The organism is Dehalococcoidia bacterium (genome assembly GCA_022451965.1).
Taxonomy (GTDB): domain Bacteria; phylum Chloroflexota; class Dehalococcoidia; order Lucifugimonadales; family Lucifugimonadaceae; genus TMED-70.
Genome location: JAKUNJ010000003.1, coordinates 107,327 through 132,578 on the forward strand (window position 1 = coordinate 107,327; position 25,252 = coordinate 132,578).

General features: G+C 28.6%; 22 protein-coding genes. 2 read left to right on the plus strand and 20 right to left on the minus strand.

Annotated elements, in window-relative coordinates:
* Window positions 1-61: 61 nt before the first annotated feature.
* The 7 genes from MK083_01200 to MK083_01230 are packed head-to-tail and all read right to left on the minus strand — an operon-like array spanning window position 62 to window position 8,654.
* Complete coding sequence (locus MK083_01200) at window positions 62-838, minus strand: SDR family oxidoreductase (GenBank protein MCH2673071.1); 777 nt, start codon at window positions 836-838, stop codon at window positions 62-64.
* Window positions 819-2,147: an NAD(P)/FAD-dependent oxidoreductase gene (locus tag MK083_01205; protein ID MCH2673072.1), complete on the minus strand. Its 1,329-nt coding sequence runs from the start codon at window positions 2,145-2,147 to the stop codon at window positions 819-821. The genes MK083_01200 and MK083_01205 overlap by 20 nt, the downstream gene beginning before the upstream one ends.
* Window positions 2,144-3,139, minus strand: a complete 996-nt coding sequence (locus MK083_01210; GenBank protein ID MCH2673073.1) for a flippase-like domain-containing protein — start codon at window positions 3,137-3,139, stop codon at window positions 2,144-2,146. Before MK083_01210 ends, MK083_01205 begins: the two co-directional genes overlap by 4 nt.
* Window positions 3,132-5,132: a TIGR03663 family protein gene (locus tag MK083_01215; GenBank protein MCH2673074.1), complete on the minus strand. Its 2,001-nt coding sequence runs from the start codon at window positions 5,130-5,132 to the stop codon at window positions 3,132-3,134. The genes MK083_01210 and MK083_01215 overlap by 8 nt, the downstream gene beginning before the upstream one ends.
* Complete coding sequence (locus tag MK083_01220; protein MCH2673075.1) at window positions 5,132-7,360, minus strand: DUF2298 domain-containing protein; 2,229 nt, start codon at window positions 7,358-7,360, stop codon at window positions 5,132-5,134. Before MK083_01220 ends, MK083_01215 begins: the two co-directional genes overlap by 1 nt.
* Window positions 7,361-7,365: 5 nt before the next feature.
* Window positions 7,366-8,049, minus strand: coding sequence for a ribonuclease III (gene rnc / locus MK083_01225; GenBank protein MCH2673076.1), 684 nt, complete (start codon window positions 8,047-8,049; stop codon window positions 7,366-7,368).
* Complete coding sequence (locus MK083_01230; GenBank protein ID MCH2673077.1) at window positions 8,025-8,654, minus strand: DsbA family protein; 630 nt, start codon at window positions 8,652-8,654, stop codon at window positions 8,025-8,027. The genes rnc and MK083_01230 overlap by 25 nt, the downstream gene beginning before the upstream one ends.
* A gap of 50 nt (window positions 8,655-8,704) precedes the next feature.
* On the opposite strand from MK083_01230, the gene MK083_01235 reads away from it, so the two are divergent.
* On the plus strand, window positions 8,705-9,706 hold the full coding sequence (locus MK083_01235) for a hypothetical protein (protein MCH2673078.1): 1,002 nt from the start codon (window positions 8,705-8,707) through the stop codon (window positions 9,704-9,706).
* Here the strand turns inward: MK083_01235 and MK083_01240 are convergent.
* The 3 genes from MK083_01240 to rsmA all read right to left on the minus strand — a co-directional run bounded on the left by MK083_01240 (window position 9,684) and on the right by rsmA (window position 12,531).
* Window positions 9,684-10,565: a hypothetical protein gene (locus MK083_01240; protein MCH2673079.1), complete on the minus strand. Its 882-nt coding sequence runs from the start codon at window positions 10,563-10,565 to the stop codon at window positions 9,684-9,686. The genes MK083_01235 and MK083_01240 overlap by 23 nt on opposite strands.
* A gap of 390 nt (window positions 10,566-10,955) precedes the next feature.
* Window positions 10,956-11,783, minus strand: a complete 828-nt coding sequence (gene ispE / locus MK083_01245) for a 4-(cytidine 5'-diphospho)-2-C-methyl-D-erythritol kinase (GenBank protein ID MCH2673080.1) — start codon at window positions 11,781-11,783, stop codon at window positions 10,956-10,958.
* Window positions 11,776-12,531 (minus strand): 16S rRNA (adenine(1518)-N(6)/adenine(1519)-N(6))-dimethyltransferase RsmA, encoded by a 756-nt coding sequence (gene rsmA / locus MK083_01250; protein ID MCH2673081.1) that lies wholly within the window; start codon window positions 12,529-12,531, stop codon window positions 11,776-11,778. Before rsmA ends, ispE begins: the two co-directional genes overlap by 8 nt.
* A gap of 188 nt (window positions 12,532-12,719) precedes the next feature.
* Between rsmA and MK083_01255 the strand changes: the two genes are divergently transcribed.
* The gene (locus MK083_01255; GenBank protein MCH2673082.1) at window positions 12,720-13,556 is read left to right on the plus strand and encodes a UTP--glucose-1-phosphate uridylyltransferase; all 837 of its coding nucleotides are present in this window, start codon (window positions 12,720-12,722) and stop codon (window positions 13,554-13,556) included.
* Here MK083_01255 and lepA read toward each other — a convergent pair.
* The 10 genes from lepA to MK083_01305 all read right to left on the minus strand — a co-directional run bounded on the left by lepA (window position 13,553) and on the right by MK083_01305 (window position 25,233).
* Entirely contained in the window at window positions 13,553-15,358 is a 1,806-nt protein-coding gene (gene lepA, locus MK083_01260) for a translation elongation factor 4 (GenBank protein MCH2673083.1), read from the minus strand. The genes MK083_01255 and lepA overlap by 4 nt on opposite strands.
* 97 nt (window positions 15,359-15,455) lie before the next feature.
* Window positions 15,456-17,111: a thiamine pyrophosphate-dependent enzyme gene (locus MK083_01265; GenBank protein ID MCH2673084.1), complete on the minus strand. Its 1,656-nt coding sequence runs from the start codon at window positions 17,109-17,111 to the stop codon at window positions 15,456-15,458.
* Window positions 17,112-17,124: 13 nt separating this feature from the next.
* Entirely contained in the window at window positions 17,125-18,663 is a 1,539-nt protein-coding gene (locus MK083_01270; GenBank protein MCH2673085.1) for a GMC family oxidoreductase N-terminal domain-containing protein, read from the minus strand.
* A complete protein-coding gene (locus MK083_01275; GenBank protein ID MCH2673086.1) occupies window positions 18,663-19,628 on the minus strand; it encodes a glycoside hydrolase family 88 protein in 966 nt (321 codons plus the stop codon). Before MK083_01275 ends, MK083_01270 begins: the two co-directional genes overlap by 1 nt.
* Window positions 19,628-20,035: a HEPN domain-containing protein gene (locus MK083_01280; protein MCH2673087.1), complete on the minus strand. Its 408-nt coding sequence runs from the start codon at window positions 20,033-20,035 to the stop codon at window positions 19,628-19,630. Before MK083_01280 ends, MK083_01275 begins: the two co-directional genes overlap by 1 nt.
* Window positions 20,032-20,391 (minus strand): hypothetical protein, encoded by a 360-nt coding sequence (locus MK083_01285; protein MCH2673088.1) that lies wholly within the window; start codon window positions 20,389-20,391, stop codon window positions 20,032-20,034. The genes MK083_01280 and MK083_01285 overlap by 4 nt, the downstream gene beginning before the upstream one ends.
* Before the next feature lie 9 nt (window positions 20,392-20,400).
* On the minus strand, window positions 20,401-21,471 hold the full coding sequence (locus MK083_01290; protein MCH2673089.1) for an NHL repeat-containing protein: 1,071 nt from the start codon (window positions 21,469-21,471) through the stop codon (window positions 20,401-20,403).
* 9 nt (window positions 21,472-21,480) lie between these two features.
* The gene (locus MK083_01295; protein MCH2673090.1) at window positions 21,481-22,650 is read right to left on the minus strand and encodes a DUF1501 domain-containing protein; all 1,170 of its coding nucleotides are present in this window, start codon (window positions 22,648-22,650) and stop codon (window positions 21,481-21,483) included.
* Window positions 22,651-22,663: 13 nt separating this feature from the next.
* Window positions 22,664-24,061, minus strand: coding sequence for a DUF1800 domain-containing protein (locus MK083_01300; GenBank protein MCH2673091.1), 1,398 nt, complete (start codon window positions 24,059-24,061; stop codon window positions 22,664-22,666).
* A gap of 92 nt (window positions 24,062-24,153) precedes the next feature.
* Entirely contained in the window at window positions 24,154-25,233 is a 1,080-nt protein-coding gene (locus MK083_01305) for a C-terminal binding protein (protein ID MCH2673092.1), read from the minus strand.
* Window positions 25,234-25,252 lie beyond the last annotated feature (19 nt).

Consider the following 25,252-nt stretch of genomic DNA (forward strand, 5'->3'; position numbering starts at 1 on the left):
TTCCAATTTAATTTTATCAATTTGGAATTTTTCTAACAAGATATTATTTGATCAAATTATACTAATTGCTACCTAATGTTTTAGCTATCTTCATATCTTCTGAAACATCTCTTTGAATTGTAGGGCTAACAATAACATCTTGAACTATAGTCCTGTGAGGCATTCTCATACAAAGCAAAATAGTTTCTGCTATATCTTCTGGCATCATCATTGTTGCTCTTGCTTGTGCATCTGGAGGTAGAGGTCTATTATCTAAAATTGGCGTATCTACTTCAGCAGGATAAATTGTACAACTTCGTATTCCATGCTCTCTTAATTCTTGTCGCATTGCAGTCATCATAGCTGCAACAGCTGCTTTTGCTGAAGAATAAGGCACACCTCCCATAAGACCAGGATTTATTGCAGCCATTGAAGAAATTGTTACTACAGTTCCACCACCATTTTCAATCATATTTGGCAAAATAGCTTGTGTTAATCTGTAAACACCTTCAACATTCACATTGAATACTGATTGCCAGTCATCTTTCTTTACGTATCTCATTGATCGTACTTTACTTGAATGGCCAGCATTATTTACTAGGTACTGAATATTACCAAATTCCTTAATAGCTTCTTCTGCTACATTTGCAGCAGAATCTCCATCTTCTAGATCAGCAGAAAGAAAAGCACCTTTTCCTCCAGCATTTTCAATTTCTTTAACTGATTCTTTTAGAAGATTTTCTCTTCTTCCTACAACAAATACATTAGCACCTTGTTCGCCTAGCATTTTTGCTGTTACTTTTCCTATACCAGATCCTGCTCCAGTAAGTATAACTGATTTACCTTTCAATGAATCCATTTGTATCCTCCAAAATAATTTTTGTTACTTTTTCACCTAATTCAACCGAATAGTTAGTCCCTCTATCCTCTGGATATATTTGAGCTGTATTAGCAGAATAAAGTCCAGAAACAGGTAATTTTATTGGTATTTTATATGAAGAATAATTAATTGGAATAATTGGTTGGGCATAATTTATTTTATTAAATTTATAATCAAGGATTTCGTCCTTAGAAAAATTTGGATTTATTGAGTTTATATAAGGTATATATTTTTCGATCACTTCATCATAATTCATACTTAATAATTCATTATCCTCTTCGACATAATTAGTTATATATAGTATATTTTTTTCGTCATAGTTTTCTTTAGGTAAAAGATTAGTATGTTCAATAATCCCAAGAAATGGAAAATCTTTATCTGCTATTGAAACCCAGTAATATTCTGATATAGGACTTTTTAAGATCAAAATCATAACCACTGCAGACATATATTCAACTTTATTCATTTTTTCTAAAAGATTTGAATCTAAGGTGATTAGTTTACTCAATATACTATAAGGAGTAGTAGATATTACCTTATCAAAAAATTCAGTTTTCTTATTTTTTTCAGCATCTATAATATCAACTGATGAAACTTTATTTTCTAAGGTGTTTATACTTATAACTTTATGATTATGTTTAATATATCCACCTTTATTTTTGATCTCATTCTCTAATTTTTTTATTAGAAAAGAAAATGAATTTTTTGGATAACAAAGAATTTCATCAAATTTTTTATTCCTAGAAGAAACTCGAGTTTGAATTTTTGACCAAAACCAAGGCATACAAATATCTTTATAATATCTACCAAATTTACCCCTAAGCAGTGGTTCAAAAATTATAGAGAATGTTTTTTCACTTACATGGTTTGATAACCATTTATATGCAGATATTGATTCTAATTTTTTCCAGTCCTTTATTAGCTTTAATCTTATAGATATCAAGGCTAGATTTATTCTATCCTTAAATGAAATTATAGGTAGTCTTAATAAATCAAAAGGTGAGGTTGTTGACCAAATTTTCTTATTTGCAAATGTTGCAACTTTAGATTTATACCAATTTAATTCATTTTCAATATTTAGCTCTTTGTAAAGTTCTAAAATTGCTTTATCAGTAACAAATAGATGATGGTAAGCTTTTTCTATTTCGAATTTACCAAAATCTATTGTAGAAGCTTGACCTCCAGAGTATGAAGTCGATTCATATATTATAACTTCGTGACCTAGCTTAGAAAGTTTATAAGCTGCTGTAAGTCCCGTAATTCCGGCTCCAATTATACAAATCTTCATTTCTTTTTTATTAGATTAAGTTTTTCTGATAAAAGTATTATAATTCCAAACAAAGAAATAGGAGCAAATAATATTAGATGTACAGTTATAATTATTGATGCTCCTTGATTTGTAGAGATTCCAAGAATTAGGAATGCTAAAGTTCCAAAAAATTCAAATCCTCCTATATTTGCTGGTAATGAAGGAATTACACCAGAAAGATTTGTAATAGAACAAACAAAAAGTATTATAAACAACAAATCTAATTTATTATGATTTGGTAATATTTCTACAGAAACTATGTAGTAAACACCAGCTTCAATAAACCAAATTAAAAAAGATAATATATATAAATTTATATATTTTTTTATACTTCTCTTTTTACTAAAAAAAACAGTTAATGATTTTATAAAATTTAATAACTTTGATATCAGTAATTCAATTAATGGGATTTTCAATTTATAAATTACAAAAAATACTATTGAAAACAAAGTAATGATAATAAAATAATTTACTAAATTATTTCCAAAATCAAGTAAATCAATATTTCTATCATCCAGTTCAATTACATAATTAAATTCTTTTATAAAAGGCAGAGAAATAATTATAAAAATCAATAAAGCTAAAATATCAGTCAATCTTTCTGTAAATATAGTTGATAGTACTTTTATAAAACTTATTGATTCTTTATCTGAGACTCTCCTAACACGATAAATTTCACCTAATCTAAAAGGAAAAATATTATTTGCCATATAACCGATAATAGTTTCCATAAACATGTTAAGTTTATAGTTACCTATAAGTTCTTTATAAATAAATTTCCATCTCAAATATCTAAAAATAACTGATATAAAATAAACAAATGTAGCACTTAGTATAATAAACACATTAACTTTAGAAATATTAGAAAATATTTCATCAAAATCATTAATAATTATTACTAATCCATAAACAAAAAAAAGAGAAAGTATTATAGATAATGCATTATATATATTTAATCTAAATTTATTCAATATTTTCTAAGTTTTTTGATTTTAAGAATGTCCCATCTGAACTGCCTATAGAGGATTCAAAATCTCTGTATAGGATAAAATTTTTAAATTTTATTCTTTCTTGTGTATTCATAAAAAATTTAGTTAGATCAGCTAAGTTTTTATTTCTATAAATATTTTCAGGAAACCATTCTCTATGTGGAAATTCTCGAATTACTTTGTAGTTAACTAAGTCAATTTTGTCTAAATTTTTATTATTTACTAACATCAAATCATAATCATTTTGTAATCTTTCATAATCCATATCACTAAACCAAGTAATTTTATTATTATTTCTTTGATACCACATCCATGGCCATGAAAACCCATCTGTAGAATCTACAGCAATAGATATATTTGATTTTTTTATTTGTAATTCTTCTATTTCCAATGAAATTTTATGTAATTCTTGTGAGGTCTGAGTATAAATAAGCATATCTTTTGGGTTATCAGATAACTTAAAAATTACATTATTAGTTGTCCTAATTGTCAATAAAGTTCCGAATAATGAAATAATCACAATAAAAGAATAAAATAATAAATTAAACTTAAATGATTCTTTTGTGTAAATAAAAAATAATATAAACAGAATAAAACTAGAAATTAAATACAATAAATCATAGTAAATATTTGAAGAATCAGTGTAGTCAGAAAATAATATTTTTAGTATGAAAATAGATAAAATTGATGTTGTTACAAAATAGAAAATTAAAATTGGATATTTAATTTTAATAATATAAGCTAATAAATCTTTAGAAAATATAGATAAAGCAAAAATCAATGGTAAAGTTATATTCACTGTTAACCAAGGCATTTTTTCCCCTGCAATTGAAAATGCAATAATACAAAATATTGACCAAAATCCAATTATTCTCTTTAAGAAACTTTTTTGGAATAAATAATATAAAGATAAAGGTAATCCAACTAAAAAAGGTAAAAATTCATTTGTAATAAGTATCAAAAAGTAATAATAGTAGGGTTGGCTACCTCTTGCAACTTCATGCTGAGCTAGCCAGTAACCAAGTGATTGCCATTGACCTGTTACTAACCCTTGAGGAGCAACTAGGAAAGTAGTAAACATAAAAATATAGATGAGTGAAAAAATTAACAATGAAATCAAGTATATTTTTTTGTCTGTAGAAATACCAATGAATAAGGAAATTATGAGTAAAAAAATTGAAATTATCCAAGATACTATTATCCCTAAACCAGTTGGTAATCCAGGAGGTACACCAGGATAACCATCTGGAGTAGCTAGAGTAAAACCCAAAGATGACTGAAATATAGAAACTAGAGGAGCAGATAGTGGTAAAGATAAGGTAAAAATAATAATAAAAATCTTGGTTTCATTAGTTATTTTATCTATACTAATTTTTCCTAATATAACATTTTTTATGTCATTGAAAGAATAGAAGAATAAAAAAATCAATAATCCCAAAACATTAATATACATACTTTCCTTGATCGTGTATCCAATTGATAAACATGCAACTGAAATATATATCCAAAGATTTTGTGAAGACTTAACGTACTTTATTATAGAAATAATAAATATTAGTAAAAAAAATGCCATAAATATATCATTTCTTGCGAAACGACTAAAATAAGCAATTGAAGGAGATATAGTAAGAAATATTGAAAAAATATAGCATGGAATAAATCCTAATTCTTTTCTCAGAAGAAGCGGAATAAATATTAGTAGAAAACCAAATATTGCAAAAGGTAGCCTCAAAATATAATTATTATCAGTAAATAACCAAAAAAAAGAAGAAAGAGTGTTAAATAAAAACATTCCATGAGTTAGAGGGTTGTGATTATAGTAGTCCCCTTGAGAAGTTATAAATGAGAAAAAACCATGCAAACTTTCATCGTGATGAACTGCTCTATCGGATAAATCTAGGAATCTTAAGATCAATGCAAAAATTGAAAGAATTATGTATAAAATTAGTTTGTAATTTATGTAAATTTTAGGCATTAATTTAATGAGTATAATCTATATTTTTCATTATCAAATAGTAAATTAAATTTATCAAAATTTGAAATATTAGAATCTTTATATATTAGTCTCTCATAATCAGAAAAAATTATATATGAAATGTTATAGGTTTTAATAACATGATGATCTAGAGTTGGATTATTATAGAAATCTTCAATACTCTTTTCTAAATCAAGTATATATTGAGTATTTTTTCTCCATTGTAATTGATGGTTTGTCCAGGCTAAAGCTGTAGATCTTGAAGTAGCAGAAGAAATAAAATTTGATTTAGTATATGATTTCCCAACACCCTCTAAAACAATTTCATCAGCTGGAATATTATGTTTTATGTATGAAATGATTTCTAATTCACTATCATCAAGATAACTTAGACCATTTAATGTATTCTCTCCCCCATTATCAATATTTCTAGTAGCAATAGATGCTATCGACCACCAAATACTTGGAACTAATATCACTAATGTTGATACAACTATTATTGATTTTTTTCTTATTGAAATATTAAATAAAAATCTAAAAAATAAATAAGAAGAAATAATATTAATAAAAATATAGCAAATGAAATAAAACTTAAATATAGTATTCATTCTATTATCGAAAGCATCAACTACATACAAAAATTCACTTCCATAAATAATTGTTAGGTTAGATAAAAGAATAATTAAAATTTGAGTATCTTTTCTGTTTATTATAAGCAGATATAAGATAGCTGATATTAAAAAACTAAAAAAGGTTACAACTAAGACATAGTTTATAAATAACTCTAAATTTAAGTATAAAGTTTTAGATATTAGTGAAAATGTAAATGAAAAAAATATTATTAATAAAAATAACTTCAAGAAAAGTATTCTTGTTTTAATTTCTTTATATAGAGATGCTAGTAATGAAATAAATATAATAATAAATGGGAATCCCCAATATAAAAATATATGAATAAACCTTGAAGAAATCTTAACAAAATCTAAGTAAGGAAATTGTAATTGATTAGTTGGATTAATTATCAGTAATGCAAAAAAAGAGATAATAACTGGAATAAAGATTAATCTTAATATTAGATTTCTTCTAGTTATAAAAAATCTTTTTAATGTAATTTTAGTATAAATTTCTGATCTATTATGAAAGATTATTTGTAGAAATAAAAACCAAATTATTGGAACTATATACCAAGGATTAATTAATATAGTAATTAGAAGCAATAAATTTATTATAAATAAATTATTTGGACTGAATTCTTTAGAATAAAATGTACTTATTATTTTAGATAGGCAAAAAATCACTATAGGTATAGCTAAAACGTGAGGATGTATATCACCTAATATTATTGAAAATGAAGGAAATTCATTAATTGTATAATCTGAAAAGGGTATGTTTTCACTTGAGAAATTTATAATTCTTGAAATACTAAACCACCACCAATTTTCGCTAGGCCAAAATAAATCAAATTTATCTGAAGCATGTAATCCGTCTATCGATAGAGAATCATATAAATAGTTGCTACCTAAAGGTAAATGCGCAAAAAATTCAAAAATAGCTATTAGTGGAGCTAAAAAAAATGTGAATATAAATGAAATCATATAGAAATATATTATTTTTGTTTTATTAGTACTAAAAATAAAATTACTTAATAAACTTACAACTGATAAATAACTAAGTGATATTACTATTGGAAGTATAAAATTGTATGCTATCTCTGAATCTAAATTTATTATTTGAGGAACAGATGAAAAAACAAAATATCCGTATGAATAATATGAAATATTTTGATTATGAAACCATAAATCTTTAGGAATAAAAGTATCTCCATTCATTGATGATGAAAGAATCATATATTCCATAATTTTTTCCGTATGTATAATATCTGGATTTAGATATCTTATAAAAATTATGATTAGAAAGAAAAAGATAAAATTTAAATAATTTATGCTAATAAAACTCCTGATTACTATATTTAGAGATTTTTTTCTAAGTAAATAAATAATAGAAATAGCTAATATCAGAAGGTAAGAAAAAAGCCAAACTTTTTGATTAGATATTAAACTAAAAGTAAGTATTTTAGTTATAGTTCCAAAAGTTATTAATATTAAGAAACCAACTAATAAATTATTAATATTTGTTGGTAATTTCCTAAAATATAGTTCATAACAAGCACCGGGTAGTATCAAAGAAATCAAGATACCAATGGCAAATAATATTTCTAATATGTACATAGAATTTATAATTTATTTAAAGCTATTTTTGCTGCCTCTTTTTCGGCATCAATTTTTCTCTTTCCATAAGCTTCAGCATAAAGAGAGTTCTTTATATATAAAGATACCTTAAATTTACCATCAGTATTTTTCTGGGATTTATATATAGGTAAATCTAAATTATCATCCTGAAGTTTTTCTTGAAGCATAGATTTTGGGTCGAAATATGCTCTTTCAGCAATTAAAAAATCAATCTTATCTTTAAATAAATTTATTAATAATTCACTTGTTTCAGAAATTCCAATTTTTATTGAAAAATAACCAAATAAAGCTTCAAATAAGTTACACAGATTTGAATTTTTATTTCTTCCATTATTTTTTTCCTCACCTTTTCCTAAAATTAATAACTCTCCTAAATTCAGTGATTTTGACTTATCAGAAAGAGAGTTTTGATTAACAATTTCTGATCTTATCTTAGATAAATCTCCTTCGGGAAGATCAGAATACTTTGAGTACAAGTAATTACTAACAATAAAACTAATAACAGAATCTCCAAGATATTCTAACCTTTCATTTGATAAAAGTGTATTATTAGCGAGATTTTCATTAATAAAAGAACTATGGGTGAAAACTACTTTTATTCCATCAGGATCAATTTTAGAGTATTTTTTTATTAGTTCATGAATCATATTGAGTGTTGCTTTGGCCAAGGGGGTTGAGGCTTCTTCAGTTCGCCAAAATAAGTATTATTATATGACAACATTTTTAAGCTCTCATAGAATTTCTTACTATCAGCTTCAGGAGGAGTAAAAGTTTTTAAGAAAACAGAATTACCATCTTCAAATTCAATTGTTGGGGTGCCAAAAATACCTTTTTCTGAAGCATCATTATGAGACTCTGCAATATAAGATAAAGTATCTTGCGATAACATATCACTTAAAAATGAATCCGAAAAAAGACCTAAATCTTTTACAATTTCTATTATGTAATCTTTTGATCTAACATCTTTCCTATCAACATGTTTTAGATGAAAAATTTTTTTCATATATTCATAACCTGCTTGTTTTGAAATTTTTCTAGCTGCAATACCTCCCAAATGTGGCCATATACCTCTACTTACATAATTATCTAAGTCTTGTTCCCACGCATACCAATTTTCACCATTATCTGAATTTTGTTGTTCCAATAAGTAAGGTTTCCAGTTTATTTCTACTAATGATAGTTCCTCCAAATTGATCAACCAATATCCTGCTTGTCTTACCCAAGGGCAAGTATAATCAAAATAAACATTTATATGTTCAGTATTATTAGACATAATAAAAATTTCCTTATTTTTGTAAAATTAAAAAATATAAAATTAAATCTTTGGATATTAATATAAATAATATAATTACATCAATATCAAACAAAAACAATTTTCTTAATTGTATTATAGATTATTGTAAAAATTTCAAATCTAAAAATGATACAAACATTTATTTAGTTGGAGGTATTGTAAGAGATAGTTTTATAGACAAATCAATTACCAAAAATATGGATATTGATATTGCTGTAGACGGTGATATAGATAAATTTGTAAATGAAATCTCTAGAGATTTAAGTATAGATATACAAAATAAAGCACATAATTTTTTAAATTATAAATTGATTACTAGAGATTCAAATTTTTCTATTGATGTCGCTCATACAAGAAAAGAAAAATACTCTTCTAAAGGAGACCTTCCTAAGTGGGAGAAAGCCGGAATAATTGAAGATATGTACAGAAGAGATATAACAATAAATGCTATATCTGTAGAAATAACAAATAATGATCTATGCATAATTGATAAATTAGGTGGAATTAATGACATAAAGAATAAAACTATAAAGCTAATCCATGATAAATCATTAGAAGACGATCCAACTAGAATATACAGAGCTATAAAATATAAAACAAGATTAGACTTTAGTTTTGATTTGCGTACTTATGATTATTTATTGAAATCTTTTGATGAATTAAGGAATATTTCTAACTTCAGAAAATATAATGAAATCTTAAAAATTATTAACGAAGATAAACCTGAAAAGATTGCAACTTTCATAAATAAGAATAAGAAATTTCTTTCAATTTTCCCTGAATCTTTTCTAGAAAAGATCCATTTTATTGATAAAGATTTCTGGGATAACAGCAGTAAAGAAATAAAAATATTTTTTTCATTATTCAACAATAGAGATTTTGTAATTAACGAATTTTTGGAAAGCTTAAACTTTTCAAAAAAAGAAAAGAAATACATTAATGGATTATATGAGCTTAAAGATTCACCAGAAAAAAACTTAAAAAATAATTATAATAAAGAACTACTAGCTAATTTATATCACTGCTTATAGCAAATTTTTTATGTTCTCCTCCCCAGTTTGAAGCCCTGCTGGCTAATCTTTGCCTATGAAATATATATTGCTGAGCGTAAGAAGATATTCTACCCCATTTATTCATTGCTCTATCACTAGCTTTTTCAGGATTAATTTTTTTTGGAAATCTATACCATCTAATTAATCCATTCAAGACATGCCTATCTACTGGAAATGATTCAAGCTTATCAAAAGAATAAGCTAAAATACAATCCGCAATTTTTCTACCTATTCCCTTCACTCTAACTAATTCTTCTCTAGCTTTTAGGTAGGAGATTTGATCTAATTCGTCTAGGTAAATATTTTCATTATTTATTTTTTCAGCGATATTTATGATGTAAGGAGCTCTAAAGCCAAATCCTAATTCTCTTAATTTAATTTCACCGATTGATAAAATTTCATATGGATTTGGAAATTTATAATTGTTTAATTCTCTGAGTAATTTCATGTGATATTTTATTCTTGGTAAATTAGAGCAAGATGAAGTTATAAAACCAACAATACATTCCCATTTAGGTTGTTTAAGAATTCTTAGTTTTGGATACATCTTAATAACAGGATTTATTATATTATCATTACTTAACAAATCAAATCCATCTAAATATTTTGGATCTCTACCTAGATAATTTTCAAATTCACTTTTTAAATTGATATTTTTTACACCACCAATAATTTCTATTTCTAAACATTTATTTAGCTCACTTACTGTTATAAGAGTATCTTTGAAGTAACCTTTATAGGTATTTGAGGTATTTGAAATTTTTTGCCAGCTAAAAGATTGACCTGAATCTAAAGTATTATGTAAATCTATGTCTAATTCGATTTTTAATTTATTCATATTTGTCATAAGCTATAGATAATAAAAAAGGGTATATAAAACTTATAATAACTACAGACAAAAAAACAATAATCACAAGATGAATAATTTTTATTTTCTCAAAAAAAAATAAAAAAATTGAAAAAAAAACTAATACACAGAAAATAAAAATATTTATGAAAATAAATGGTATTAAATCAAAATCTTTTATATTGTTGTATTCAAAAAAAATGATAATTATTGAATAAATTAATATAAAAACTAACAAACCTAACATATTATAAAAAATTAGTTTTCTTGAATTAAAATAGTTAGTTTTAGTATTTAGTACTGTAAAGATATTGTAATAACTAGAAAAAAATAACCAATTAGTGAGCATCAAAATAAAACCTAAAACTAAATTGTAAATACTCACAACAGATCCACCAAATAACATTTATGATTAGTATTTTTTTCTATTATTTCTTTAAAGTTATAAGAAGATTTTTCATTATCTATTATAGAAAAATAACTAGGTCCAGCTCCAGACATACTTATATTAGGTAAACCCATTTTTAATAAATCATTTTTTATATCTCTCAAGTCATGAAAAATAGAAAGTGCAGATTCTTCTAATCCATTGAATAAAGATTCTGAGATATTTTTTCTAGATCTAATTTTTTTGAGTAAATGTTCTTGATATTCACCATTAGTATAAGATTTTAAGTTACTAAATATCTTATAAGTTTTGTTTTCAATTAGAATATTTGGATAAATTAATAAAATATTACTTAAATTTGGTTTTTCAATAAAAGTAATTTTTTCTCCTTTTCCTTCAATCAGAGCTGTATTAGGACCCAGAAAAAATGGAATGTCCGATCCAAATCTTAATCCAATATCAAACATTTCTTTAGAGTCAAGATTAAGTTCTAAGTATTCATTTAAGCCTTTGATTACAGAAGCAGCATTTGAAGAACCTCCACCTAAACCAGAGGAATATGGAATATTTTTTTTTATCCTAATAGAAATTTTTTCAGTAAAATATTTTTTTTGCATATGTAATAGGATTTTTGTGACTAAGTTTTCATCTTCTTTGATTCCTAATTGTTTTACACTATTAAAATCAGATTTTTCTATTTGAATCTCATCAAATAAAGATATCTTAGAGATAACAGTCTTTATAGAATGAAAATTATCATTTCTTTTGCTTAAAACTTCTAATCCAAGATTTATCTTTGCAAAACTCTTAATTTTATACATACTTTAAGTACACCTTATATAGATATTCCCAGTCTGATAATTTTAAGTGTTGAGGTCTTAAGTTTTCATCTATCTTAGATTCGTAAATTATAGATTTTGTAAGTTCATTATCTATACCTAAACCTCTAGAAAAGGAATTAGAAATTTTTTTCCTAGGATTTGAAAAGCATTTTCTTACAAATTCTGTATATTTTTGATCAATTAATTTTCCATTTGGATTTATTTTAACAGTCATTGAATCTACCTTTGGTACTGGATAAAATTCAGTATTTTTAATAATAAGTAATTTATTTACGTTAGCTAATGATTGAATCAAAAAACTTAAGTAAGATTTTTTACCATCTGGAGCTACTATCTGTTCACCCACTTCTTTTTGAACTGTAAATACCATCGAGTAAATATTCTTTTGATATAAAAAATTTCTTATTATTATATTAGCGGCATAGTATGGTAAATTACCAATAATAAAATATTTTTTATTATTATCATTAATTTTATAAGTTCGTGCATCTGAGTGAATTACACTAATTTTATTAGACTTATACTTATTCTTAAGTGGTTCAATTAAGTCAATATCAAACTCAATTAGAGAAATATTATTAGACAACTTAGTAATTATGTTAGTTAATGATCCATCACCTGGTCCTATTTCAATTATCTCAACATCTTGTGGTATTTCGGATAGATCAATAATCTTTTGTGAAATCTCTTTATTTCTTAGAAAATTCTGACCAAGTTTTTTTTTCATAACTAAATAATTATAAATTACTTCATTTAGATAAACTTATCTATTTTATATATATTTGAAATTCCTTATAGCTTTAGTATTTTTTATATTGTTAATATATTTATTCCTAGTGGTGATTTTTCTTGAAATATTTTGATAATTAGAGGTTTTCATTTATCATTAATGTAATCTGTTATTATGATGAAAATATGACCACTAATTCAAAGCTTAATTGGGCTGTTATCCCTTGTGCCGGTTTAGGTACAAGGCTTCTTCCAGTTACAAAATCTATACCAAAAGCTATGCTACCTATTGGTAACTATCCTCTGATTCATTTTGCTGTAAAAGAAGCAACTAATCTTGGTATAGAAAATATATTAATTATAATCGGAGATGGTATGGATACAATTAGATCTTATTTTACAGAAAATTCTGGATTAAATACTGCATTAGAAATAAAAGGTGAAAAAGAACTCTTATCAGAACAAAATCAAATTGTAAATCTAGCAGATATAAAATTTTTATTGCAAGAAAAACCTATAGGTGTTGGCCATGCCATTAAGTTAACAAAAAGAATAATTGGAGATAATCCATTTGCAGTTATATTACCTGATGATCTTATTTTTGCCAAACCTAATGCACTTGGTCAACTCAAGAATATTTATGATAAATATGGTGGTAATGTTATAGGCTTAAATAAATTGAAGAATAATGAAATAGATAAGAAGGGTATTGTAAGTTTTACAGAAGATAAAGACAGATATAAGATTGATATGCTAGTAGAAAAGCCAAAAATTGGTGATGCTCCTTCAAATATTGGTATTCTAGGAAGATACATATTTGAATATTCAATTTTTGATTCCATTCCAGATGAATCAGATAGTGAAATAAATGTTACAGACGCTATGATGAACTGCATTGATAAAATTCCCGTATCAGGCAAAATACTAGATGGATATCATTTTGATACAGGAAATCCTAAAGGAATGGTTAGAGCGTCTAATTTTTTTATAAAGAACTCTAAATTAATTCTTGAAGATTACTAATCGAGTTTTAATACAGCCATAAATGCCTCTTGAGGTACTTCGACTGCCCCTATCATTTTCATTCTTCTTTTTTTTCCCTTTGATTGCTGTTCCAAAAGTTTTCTCTTTCGAGTTATATCACCACCATAACACTTAGCTAAAACATTTTTTCTTAAGGCACTTATATTCTCTCGTGCTATAATTTTTCCTCCTATGGCAGCTTGAACTGGCACTTGGAACATTTGTCTTGGTATTAATTCTTTAAGCTTACTTACTAATTCTCTACCTTTATATGGAGCTTTGCTTTTCTCAGTTATCAAGGACAGAGAATCTACATTCTCATGATTAACTAAGACATCTAATTTTACAAGATTAGCGTTTCTTTCATCTAATATTTCATAATCCATCGAAGCATATCCTGAGGAGCAAGATTTAAGGCCATCAAAAAAATCTATTAAAATTTCTGATAATGGAAGATAATGAGTAATAATAACTCTTTGAGATGATAAATTTTTTGAATTTTGGATGTAATCGATTTGTCCAAACTCTCCCCTTTTTGAAGAAAGAAATTCAGTAACTTTTCCAATGTATTCATCAGGTGTAATTATTGTAATCTTTACCCAAGGTTCTGTTATGCGGTCAATTAATTGAGTTGATGGCCATTCTGATGGGTTTTGTATTTTAGTTATTTCTCCTGATTTTAAGTAAACAGTATGAGTTACACTAGGTGCAGTTGTTATAAGTTCGAGATCATATTCTCGTTCTAATCTTTCTTGAATTATTTCCATATGAAGCATTCCTAAGAATCCACACCTATATCCAAAACCTAAAGCAGCAGAGGTTTCAGGTTCATAAACTAAACTCGGATCATTTAGATAAAGTTTATCAAGAGCATCTCTTAGATCTTGATATTTATCAGAATCTACTGGATATAAGCCAGTATAAACAGTAGGAACAGATTCCTTATACCCCAACAATGGTGAATCATTTTTATTATCTATACTTGTAATTGTGTCACCAACTTTTATATCCTTAAGATTTTTTATACCTGTTTCAATATATCCAACGAATCCTGCAGACAGTTTATTAGAAGAAACTTGATCTGGTTTTAGGTAACCTATATCCAGCGCTTCTTGATGGGATTTGGTGCTATGAAAATATATTTTTTGACCCTTTGTAATTTCACCACTAACAATCTTTACGTATGCTATAGCTCCTTTGTATGAATCATATTTTGAATCAAAAATTAGGGCCTTTAAATCATTACTAGAATCACTTTTAGGAGCAGGAATATTAATTATAATTTGCTCCAACAATTCTTTGACCCCTGTACCCTCTTTTGCAGAAACCATAAAAATCTCTTCTTCTTCAAAACCTAATATGTCTGTAACTTCATTGATTATTTTTTCAGTCTCAGCCAGTGGAGAATCAATTTTATTTATAACAGGAATTATTTTAAGATTTTGATCAAATGCTTGATAAACCGTTGAAATAGTTTGTGCTTGAACTCCTTGTGTTGCATCTATCAAGAGCAATGCTCCTTCACATGCAGCTAATGATCTTGATACTTCATATGTGAAATCAACATGTCCTGGTGTATCGATTAAGTTCAATATATATTCTTCTTGATTTAAAATATAATTGAGCTGGATTGTTTGAGCTTTAATTGTTATTCCTCTTTCTCTTTCGAGATCCATAGTATCTAGAACTTGATTCTTTAGATTCCTATCAGAAATAGCTTTTGTAAGTTCGATAAACCTATCTGCTAATGTAGATTTACCATGGTCAATGTGGGCTATTATAGAAAAATTTCTTATATTCATGAAGAATTATAATTTTTAGTTAGTATATATTTTTATTATACTTGACCAAAAAAAATATCCTAAATGAACTTATATTAGAAATTTAATAGTTTCTCTATTAGTCTAACAACTCATCATGGGGTAATGTCCAAGGAGCTCTTCCAGCAAATGGCCTTGGTACTTTATTAGTATCAACCATATTTACATCAATCAATGTTGGTTTATTAGCCGCTATTGCTTCTTCAATAGCTTCATCTACTTTAGTAGCGTCATCGACAGTTATACCTTTAGCTCCATATGTTTCAGCCATTTTTGCAAAATCAGGGTTTACAAAACTTGTTTCGTAATCACCACCCCAATCTAATTCAAGATCTCTTCTGACATTCCCATAATATCCATCATTAAATATGACACCTATAATATTAATTCCATACTTTACTGCTGTTGATAATTCTTGAACATTATACATAAATCCACCATCACCTGATACAGAAACGACTGGAGTATCTGGTTTTGCTACCTTAGCACCTATAGCTGTTGGAAATGCCCAACCTAGATTACCTGAATAACCAGAATCAAAATAAGTTGAAGTACTATATGTTTTGAAAGCTGCTCTTGAGTAATACCCCATTTGAGTCATATCCCAAACTGAAATGGTTTCTTTTGGCATACCATTACGCAATGAATCTAAAATATCATGTTGAGGTTGGAGCCCTTCAGATCCAGATTCTAAAATTTCTCTTATCTTTTTTACTTGAGATGCAGGAGATTCTAGATTTGTTCCACCCATTTGGTTAGTTAAGTCTATTAATTTTCTAATAGAAACTTTTGCATCACCAATTACAGGTAGAACATCTTTATGAAATTTTCCTATTTCAGATTTATCTATTTCAACTTGTATTTTCTTGGTATTCTCAGCTGCGGGATATCTAATGGCAAATCTTGAACCCAATATTATAATTAAATCACTTTTTTCCATTAAATCTTTTATTTGACCTTTACCTGTAAGCCCAGAACCTAAAGAATTTGGATGTTCATCTGATATTACTCCTTTTGCTGCGGCACTGGTTATAACAGGAATATTTGTAATTTCGGATAGTTCTCTTAATTCATCCTCAGCTTCAGATCTAATTACTCCTGTTCCAGCATATATCAAAGGATTTTTAGCATTTATAATAAGTTTCACCGCTTCAGTGATTGCATCATCATTAGGTTTCATTCTTTCAAACGTAGATGCTTCTAAGAGTTGAACTTCTTCACTCTCAACCATAGTTTCTGGTGGCATTTCAATTTCAACTGGCCTTGGTCTTCCATTCTTTAGATGACTAAAAGCTTCTGAAACTCCTGATGGAATTTCATGTGGTCTTAGTAATCTTTTTTGAAATTTTGTTACTGGCTTTATTGTTTCAAGTTGATCATTAACTTCATGCAAACCACCCATATCCTTACCAATTGTAGATCTAGGTATTTGACCAGCAATCATTAATACTCTTGAGTTAGATGAATATGCTGTAGATAAACCAGCAGCTGCGTTGTAAAGTCCAGGACCAGGTACAACCATTGCTACACCAATACCTCTGCTAGCTCTAGCATATCCATCAGCCATATATGAGGTAGCCTGTTCATGTCTTGGTACAATCATTTTTATATTTTTATTTCTTCGGAGTGCATCTACTACTCCATACATTTGTACCCCAGGTAAACCAAAAATAACTTCTACACCTTCTCGTTCTAAAGAACTTATTAGTGCATCTCCACCAGACATCTTACTCATTTTTCTCTCCCTCTTACCATAAATCTATTATTCTTTCAGCAATAAGCATTACTGTTGCATTTGTATTCGCTCTAATGCAGTCAGGCATAATTGATGCATCGACTACCTTAAGGTTTTGAACTCCTCTAACTGAACCATCTTGATTAACTACTGCTAAGGAATCATTCCCCATTTTACAAGTTCCACTACTATGGTGTCCTGTAACCATCTTTGTTCGCAACCATTTTTTTAGTAGTTTATCATCATTTCTTATATTTGAGTCTGGATGATTCATTTCTCCTGCATAATTTTGGAACTCTTTATGTAGTCCGATTTTTTCGAGAATTTTTATACCTTCAACAAATCTGTTTATATCATTATCTGTACTTAAGTAATTATAATTTATCTGTGGATATGCATCTGGATTATCTTTATTTAGTGAAATCTCTCCTGAACTTTCTTCCAAATTTAAAGTCAAATTAGCTTTAATACCATCAGGAACTTCAGGGTTTCCATTATTTTTTGTACTCGAGTTCATGTAGACAATCATATCATTTGTAAAATTAGATTGATCTGAGGTATATCTTAATCCCATTGCTACTCTTGAATAGTTGGTAGTTGGATTAGAATAATTCTCTGAAGCTTCCCAAGCAACATAAACCATTGGATGATCTCTTAGGTTTTTTCCAACACCTGGTAAATCAATAACCGGCTTTATGCCATGATTTATAAATTTATTAGGATCACCAACACCAGAATTTAGAAGAAGTTTTGGAGTTTCAATAGCTCCTGCTGATAGAATTATCTCATCAGTAAATAAATCAAAACTTTCTTCTCCTGATATTAATTTAAGACCTATAGCCTTAGTGCCATCAAATATAATTTCTTTTACATAAGTATTACTCTTAACATTAATATTTGGTCTATGCCTAATATCATTCAAGTATGTAATTGCTGTACTCTGTCTAACTCCATCTATTTGATTAAATCCTAGTGGACCAACTCCTGTTGAATCTGGTTTATTATGATCCGGACATGACGGGAATCCATAGTCAATACAAGAATTATAAAATGCTCTATGAACATCATCCCATTCTGGCTCAGGAACTCTTTTTACTTTTATGTAACCTTCATCTCCATGATAATCTTCATTAGAAAAATCTAAATCATTTTCAAATTTTTTAAAGAAAGGTAAGACTTTATCAAATGACCATTTTTCATTACCAAATTCAGCCCAACGATCATAATCTTCTCTTATACCTCTTAATAGAATTTGAGCATTGATAGATGATGAACCTCCAATAACTTTTCCTCTAGGTATTCTTATTAATGGTCCATCTTTAGTGCTTTCGGCTTTATATGCCCAATTATGAGGATCTAGTTCTTGAGAGGCAGGCATATCTAAATTTGCATGTCCATAATAGACATTTTCTGGCATATATTCCAAATTACTATAGTCATTACCAGCTTCAATTAATAAAACATTTTTATTTGGATCTTCTGTTAAACGATTTGCTAGAATTGAACCAGCTGAACCAGAGCCAACTATGACCGTATCGTAAATATTTCTCATTATCCCTCCAATTCATATATAGAAACAAGAAACCAAGCCGCTAATGAACCTCCACGATTATCAAAGCCATTTTCTCTTTTTCTAATCAAGTAATCACTTAGTTTTTGAAGCGATCCTGTTCCTGTACAAGATTCATGAACTACTCCTGTATTTTCTATGTTATTATCAACAAAATTCCATGCCTTTTCAACTATTTCCATATACTTTTCTGGAAAGTAACCTAATTTTATTCCAGAGGCTAAAGAATAACCAATCATACAAGTAGAAGTAAGTTCTTCGTATGAATTTTCATCATCAATAATTTGTCTCCATGCACCATTAATAGTTTGATAATTTATTAAGGAATCTATGTGAGAATAATGTTTATTTATTATTTCATCTAGATATTTAGAATCTTTCATATACTTAATGGCTTCAGTTGCGCCATAGGTAGCAAAACCATTACCTCTTCCCCAAGTAAATGGAGCTACATTAGAGTGTATATAAATACCATCTTCTCTTTGCAAAGGAGAATCTAATATATGAGATGAAATAAATTTTGTATATTTTTCATCTTTCGTATGTTTATAAGCCCTTCCTAATAATGCTGAAACAAAAAATTGATCCTCTACTTGAATATTTGGGTCAAGAATAGAATTTTGAGAATCTATAAATTTATCAGACTGAAAAATTATTGGATCAATAATATTTTTTTCATTTATAATTTCAAATAAATCGTCTAACCATAGAATGCCCGATCTATTATCATTTCTCCAATCTTTATCTTCTTTATTAATTCTTCCATTTATAAGTTCATTATAAAACTCTAATGCAAAGTCTTTAGCTCCAGTAAAATAACCTAATTTTTCTAATCTCAATCTTGCTGATAAACCTACCCCTTGAGTATAGACTACTGTATCTGTTTTACTTCCATAAATTTGACCAAGAGTTACAGCCTTATCTAATAAAACAACTTTATCAATCATTAAATTTCCTTTATCTTCTCATTACAAAACTTTATTACATCTTCAGCTATCTCTTTAGCCTTTAAGGAGTCATCTTTAGTAAAAATTTGAAAGGGTGAACCACTCATTGTGAAAGTTGGATACCTGGTAGAAAATAAATACTTATCTAAGATAGGCCCATATGATTTTAAAAAATCAAATGTTGGATCTATTGCAATACAATCTTCAGATAAATCAGAAATAGAAGAACCCCATACTTTATCTGTTCCCTTCAAAACTAAATATGAAACTAAAATTTTCTCTGCAGCTTGTTGAAACAAGAAACAAGAAATAGAAAAATCAGTTTCCATTAATCTTATTGCAAGATCAAAGTCATATTTTGATTGACCAATCCATCTAAAATGCTCTTTTTGATATTTTTCATTCATGACAAAACTTCTTCTTCATCTTGAAAAATTACTTCTAAGGAATTTATTATTGAAGTTATTGTTAAACTATTTGTTCGTAATTCATTATATTCATTAGGTGTATATACAAAAAATCTTGTATGAACAGAGGGTCGCAAATGAGTAATCCAGAATTCATCTCTATTGTGAAATTCCTCTTCAGTTTCTTGGATAATTAGTAGATCTAATGAGGTATCAGGAGAAATTTTTCCAAGCGGATAATCTCCGAAAACACCTAAAGATTTTGCCCCAAGCTGCTTAGATTCTGTAGAAAATTTTGAAAGTTCTTTTTCTAATAAATTTTTTCTATGATTTGAAAATCCAAAGACTATTGGCAATTTATTAACCTAAACGTTATAAAGTGTAGGATGATTTGGTTGTTCAAAAATCTCATCCTTCGTCAATGGATAGCTTTCCTTTTCATAAACTTGTATTCTATGACATCCAAAATCTGGTATGTATATTAGATTACCGTAAGTTCTAACCGAAGCTGGAGCTCTTAATTTTCTCCAGATTTCTCTATTAGACATTTCTCTTAATCTTAAGACTCTTGGACTAGACATAATGTATGTTTTACCTATCTTAGATAATGTAGCATCACCGGTAAATTGAGTTACGTACTTACCCTCAGGATCGTAAATTACAACTCTATCATTATCTCTATCTGCAACATATATATCACCATCATCATCTATTGATAAACCAGCAGGACCTTTCAATTGAACATAATCTTGTCCTAATGAATTTGGTATTTCTCCAAATGAATTGAGATATTTACCTTCAGAATCATAAACACAAATTCTATTATTTCTCCAATCAGAAACAAGAATGTGTCCTAGATGATTTACTGCAATGCCCCAAGGCATATCTAAACTATTATCACTATTATTCTCTATAACAACACTTAATAATTTACCTGACTTATCAAACTTAACAACCCTATTATTTCCTGTATCTACAACTAAAATATTTTCTTCTTGATCAAATGCTAAACCTGCAGGAGAATCAAGGTCACCATCACCAATCTTTTCAGTTACTGATGATGTTTCAAGTTTTGCGGTATCACCTTTTCCTGCAGCACCAATTGGTACAAAACCTTTTTCTCCATCATCAACCAAAGAATGTATACAATTGTCACCCTCATCAGATACAAATAATGTTCCTTCTGAATCTTGAATCATTTGAACAGGCCAATTAAAGTTACCAAAAATATCAAGATCTTCATCTTTCCAATTTATTCGTCTAATGTGTCCACCGTTTCCATCAGCTCTGATTAGGACATAAAGTACTTCATTTGATTCAACCATGTCCATACAATAAGTTGTTACCCTTCTCATACCTAAGGTTTCTTTATATTTATAACCACCTCTAAGTATTGCGAATGGAGGCTGTTTTATTTTATCTTTTTGTTGAGTCATAATATTTTCCTATTTGAATGGACTTAATTGTTCAAAATTACCTAATACAATTTCTGTTGGATCTAATTTTAAGTGCTTCTCTAGAAGAGTTCCATAAACACCTCTATAATCAAAAGTATGTTTAAGGTCTTCTCCGTTTAGCCATTCACTTGGTTCAATTGAAGGATATTCAGAATAAAGTCCGCCATTTACTCTATTACCAATTATGAAAGCACCACCACCAGAGCCATGATCAGTACCTGATCCGTTATCTTTCATTCTTCTACCAAACTCAGAGAAGACTAAGACAACTATTTCATCTGATGCATTATGTTCTTCAAGATCGGCCATAAAGTCTTTTAATCCCTGTGAAAGTTCTCCCATCAACCTATCATGTGCGGGCATTTCTTGTGCATGATGATCATAACCACCGTGTTGAGTATAAAATACTCTAGTGCCTAGATCGGCTGTATGAACTCTAACAACATCTCTAAGAGCTTTAGCTATAGAATTGTCTGCATATTCAATTGAAGATTTATATTTAGCTGGAACATCTTTCAACATATCTGCCCCCTGAAGTACCCCAGAACCAGTGTTAGCTAAATAATTCATAACTACGCCTGATTCATGACGTCCACCCATCCATTCATCGGCTGGTGTGTACATTCTAGAAAAAACATCTAAATTTGCCATTCTTTGGTTATTATCTTCTATAGATGTCATTAGTCCGTAATTATCAAGATTATCTACACTAGTTGCTATAACTCCCGGTGCTGCCAAGGCTCTTGGAAGTCCTTTTCCAAAACTAACTGCAGTTAATGGATTTAAGCTATTAGGGTCAAGTTCTCTGATTACCTTTGCTAACCAACCTTCAGTAGCAACAGCATTAGGTTCACAAGTGTGCCATATATCCATAGCTCTAAAATGAGATCTAGATGAGTTTTCATAACCTATCCCCTGAACTATTGCCATTTTTCCTTGTTTATAAATTTCTCTAAATGGTTCAGCATTGGGATGAAATGCAAGTTCATCAGTGAATGGAAGAGATTCGCCTTCTTTATGACCTACATAATTTCTAACATCATAGTAAATTCCATTGGTAAAAGGTATAACAGTGTTTAGAAAATCATTTCCACCAGATAACTGAACAACTACAAGTACTGGATCTTTTTGTCCAGATTTCTTTTTTTGAGTTACCATTATTATATACTCCTTAAGCTAATTGAAATTCTGGAGATGAAACTAAAAGTGTATACAGTTGTATAACTTTATTTCTTACATCCTCAGAGTCTTTTTTATTTCCAACTGTTGGGCCTTTTGAAGCAATTTCTAAAAGTTGCACAAACGTCTGATCGCTTACTTCTAGATGGCCTGCTTTTTCTAAGATTCCATTTACTAATTGTTCTGAAGATAATTCAGAATCAGAGTAAATCAAGCTATCAACTAATGATTTAGATCCAGAATTATTCATATCACTAATTAGATCAACAGCGTAGTTAATTCTCTCAGTAAGAGATCCACCATCTATCCATTCTTTTCCTGTATGCCAACCTTCAACTGTTGGAGGATCTAAAAGTGTTTGCCCCATTACAGTGCTTAGTCCATGTAAACCACTTAGTCTAGGGTCTTTAGGACCTAAATCTGATGTTAGTTTCAATGTACTAGCTATGAATTCTGCTGGGCATTTAACTCTCTTGAACATTGAATTCTTAAAGAAGTCAGACTTGAACATTGCTCTCATTACTTCTTTCATATCTGCATCTGAATCTAAAAATGTCTTAACAAGAATTTCCATGGCTTCTTGATCCTTAGGTGGTTCTATACTCCATGCAGGAATTTGTGGTTCATCTGCAACAAAAAAATTGTACAGATGCCTAGATATGAATTTTGCACATGCATCTGTTTTAACAATGATCTCGATTATATCTTCGCCATTAAAGTTACCTTTATTACCAAGAAACTCTTTTTCTCCATTATCATGATCTTCTTTATCAAATATAAACTGAGACTTAAAGTGACCGTATGGATAAAGTGGTATTGGCTGCTCAAATGTCCAACCAGTAAAAGCCCTGGAAGCTTGTTTTATATCATCTTCTGTATAGTTACCTATACCCATTGAAAATAACTCAAGCAACTCTCTTCCAAAGTTTTCATTTATATTTTTCCCGTGATTTTCGCAGTTATCAAGCCAAAATATCATAGCTGGGTCAGCAGCAAGGTCTCTCAAAAGAATCCTAAGATTTAATAAACAGTTAGTTCTGAGCATTGCAATATGATCGATCATTGTTGGACCTTGTTCACTCTTTGTCCAACCTGTGGCAAAAACATGGTGCCAAAATAAGGTCATTTTTTCTTGCAATGGCTTCTTAGAATTTATCATCCTATAGAACCATTTAGTATTATCCATTCCAAAATTATCCGTTGAATGTAATTGGGGATAGTATCTAGAAAGTATATCCTCATCCTGCAAATCATCGATTTTTTCTATATCAACTAAGTTATCAACAATGTCATCGTAATCTTTAGATGATAAGTCTTCAAGCATTTTTGGAGTAGTTCCAAAACCAGCTCTCCTATATAAATGTGCAATTAAAGCTTTATCAGTAGCCATATTCTCCTCAAAATGAAAATTTTTTATCCTATTAAAAATACCTATTTTTTTATAATTTTACAAGAAAATATAAATACAAATTTAATTTTTTTCTACATAAAGTCAAAGTCAGTTACGGGATCCGGAATATTATCCCATTTATTTGAGCCATTCGTTCGCATAATTGTAATAACTCTTTTTACATCTGGATTTGCTAAGCCCCATAGTTTTTGACCAGTTAGTATATTTACTGCATTTTGAGCCCATCTCTTGGATCCTTCAGAGGCAGTAAAATCTGAACCTCCTGCATAATGAGGAGTTATAAATAAGTTATCTGATTTTAATAATGGAGATTCTGCATCTAGAGGTTCAATTTCAGTAACATCTATCCCAGCAGAATAAATAATATTATTATTTAGTGCATGAGCTAAATCTGACTCATTAACAATTGGCCCTCTAGCACAATTAATAAATATTACATTATCTTTCATTTTAGAAAATGCATCTAAATTAAATGCATGATTGTTTTCAGCGGTAGCTGGTGAATGAACTGTAATGATATCACTTTGAGATATTAGTTCATCAAAAGATACTAATTTAACTCCATATAAATCAGCTACTGATTGAGGAATATAAGGATCATGAGCAATTATTTTTTCTGGTCCAAATCCTTTGATTCTGTTTGAAAATGCTCTTCCAATATTACCGAAACCATAGATTCCAACAGTTGTTCCTGCAATTCTTCTAAGTCGATTTCTTGCAGGCATTAATTTAGATGGATCATCTGACCAAGCACCTTCTTTAGTATATTTATTTAATTCAGGTACTTGCCTTGTAATAGTCAATAACATAGCCATTGCATGATCTGCAACTTCTGATGTATTTATACCTGGTGTATTTGTTACACATATGCCTAACTCTGTTGCTGCTTCTAGATCAATAGAATCTACTCCAACACCAGATCTTCCTACCATTTTAAGTTTTGGTAAACTTTCTAAAACTTTTCTTGTTGTATGTGGAACAGTTCCAACCAACATTACATCTGCATCTTTTCCAGCGGAAATCATATCATTCTCATTACCGCATGCTACTACTTCAACTTCTAATCCTGCTTCGTTAAGAACATCAAGCATAGTTTGGGGTGGTCCACTTCTACCTGCTGTACTTTGCGTAATAACAACTTTATGTGACATAAGTATCTCCTTTGAAAAA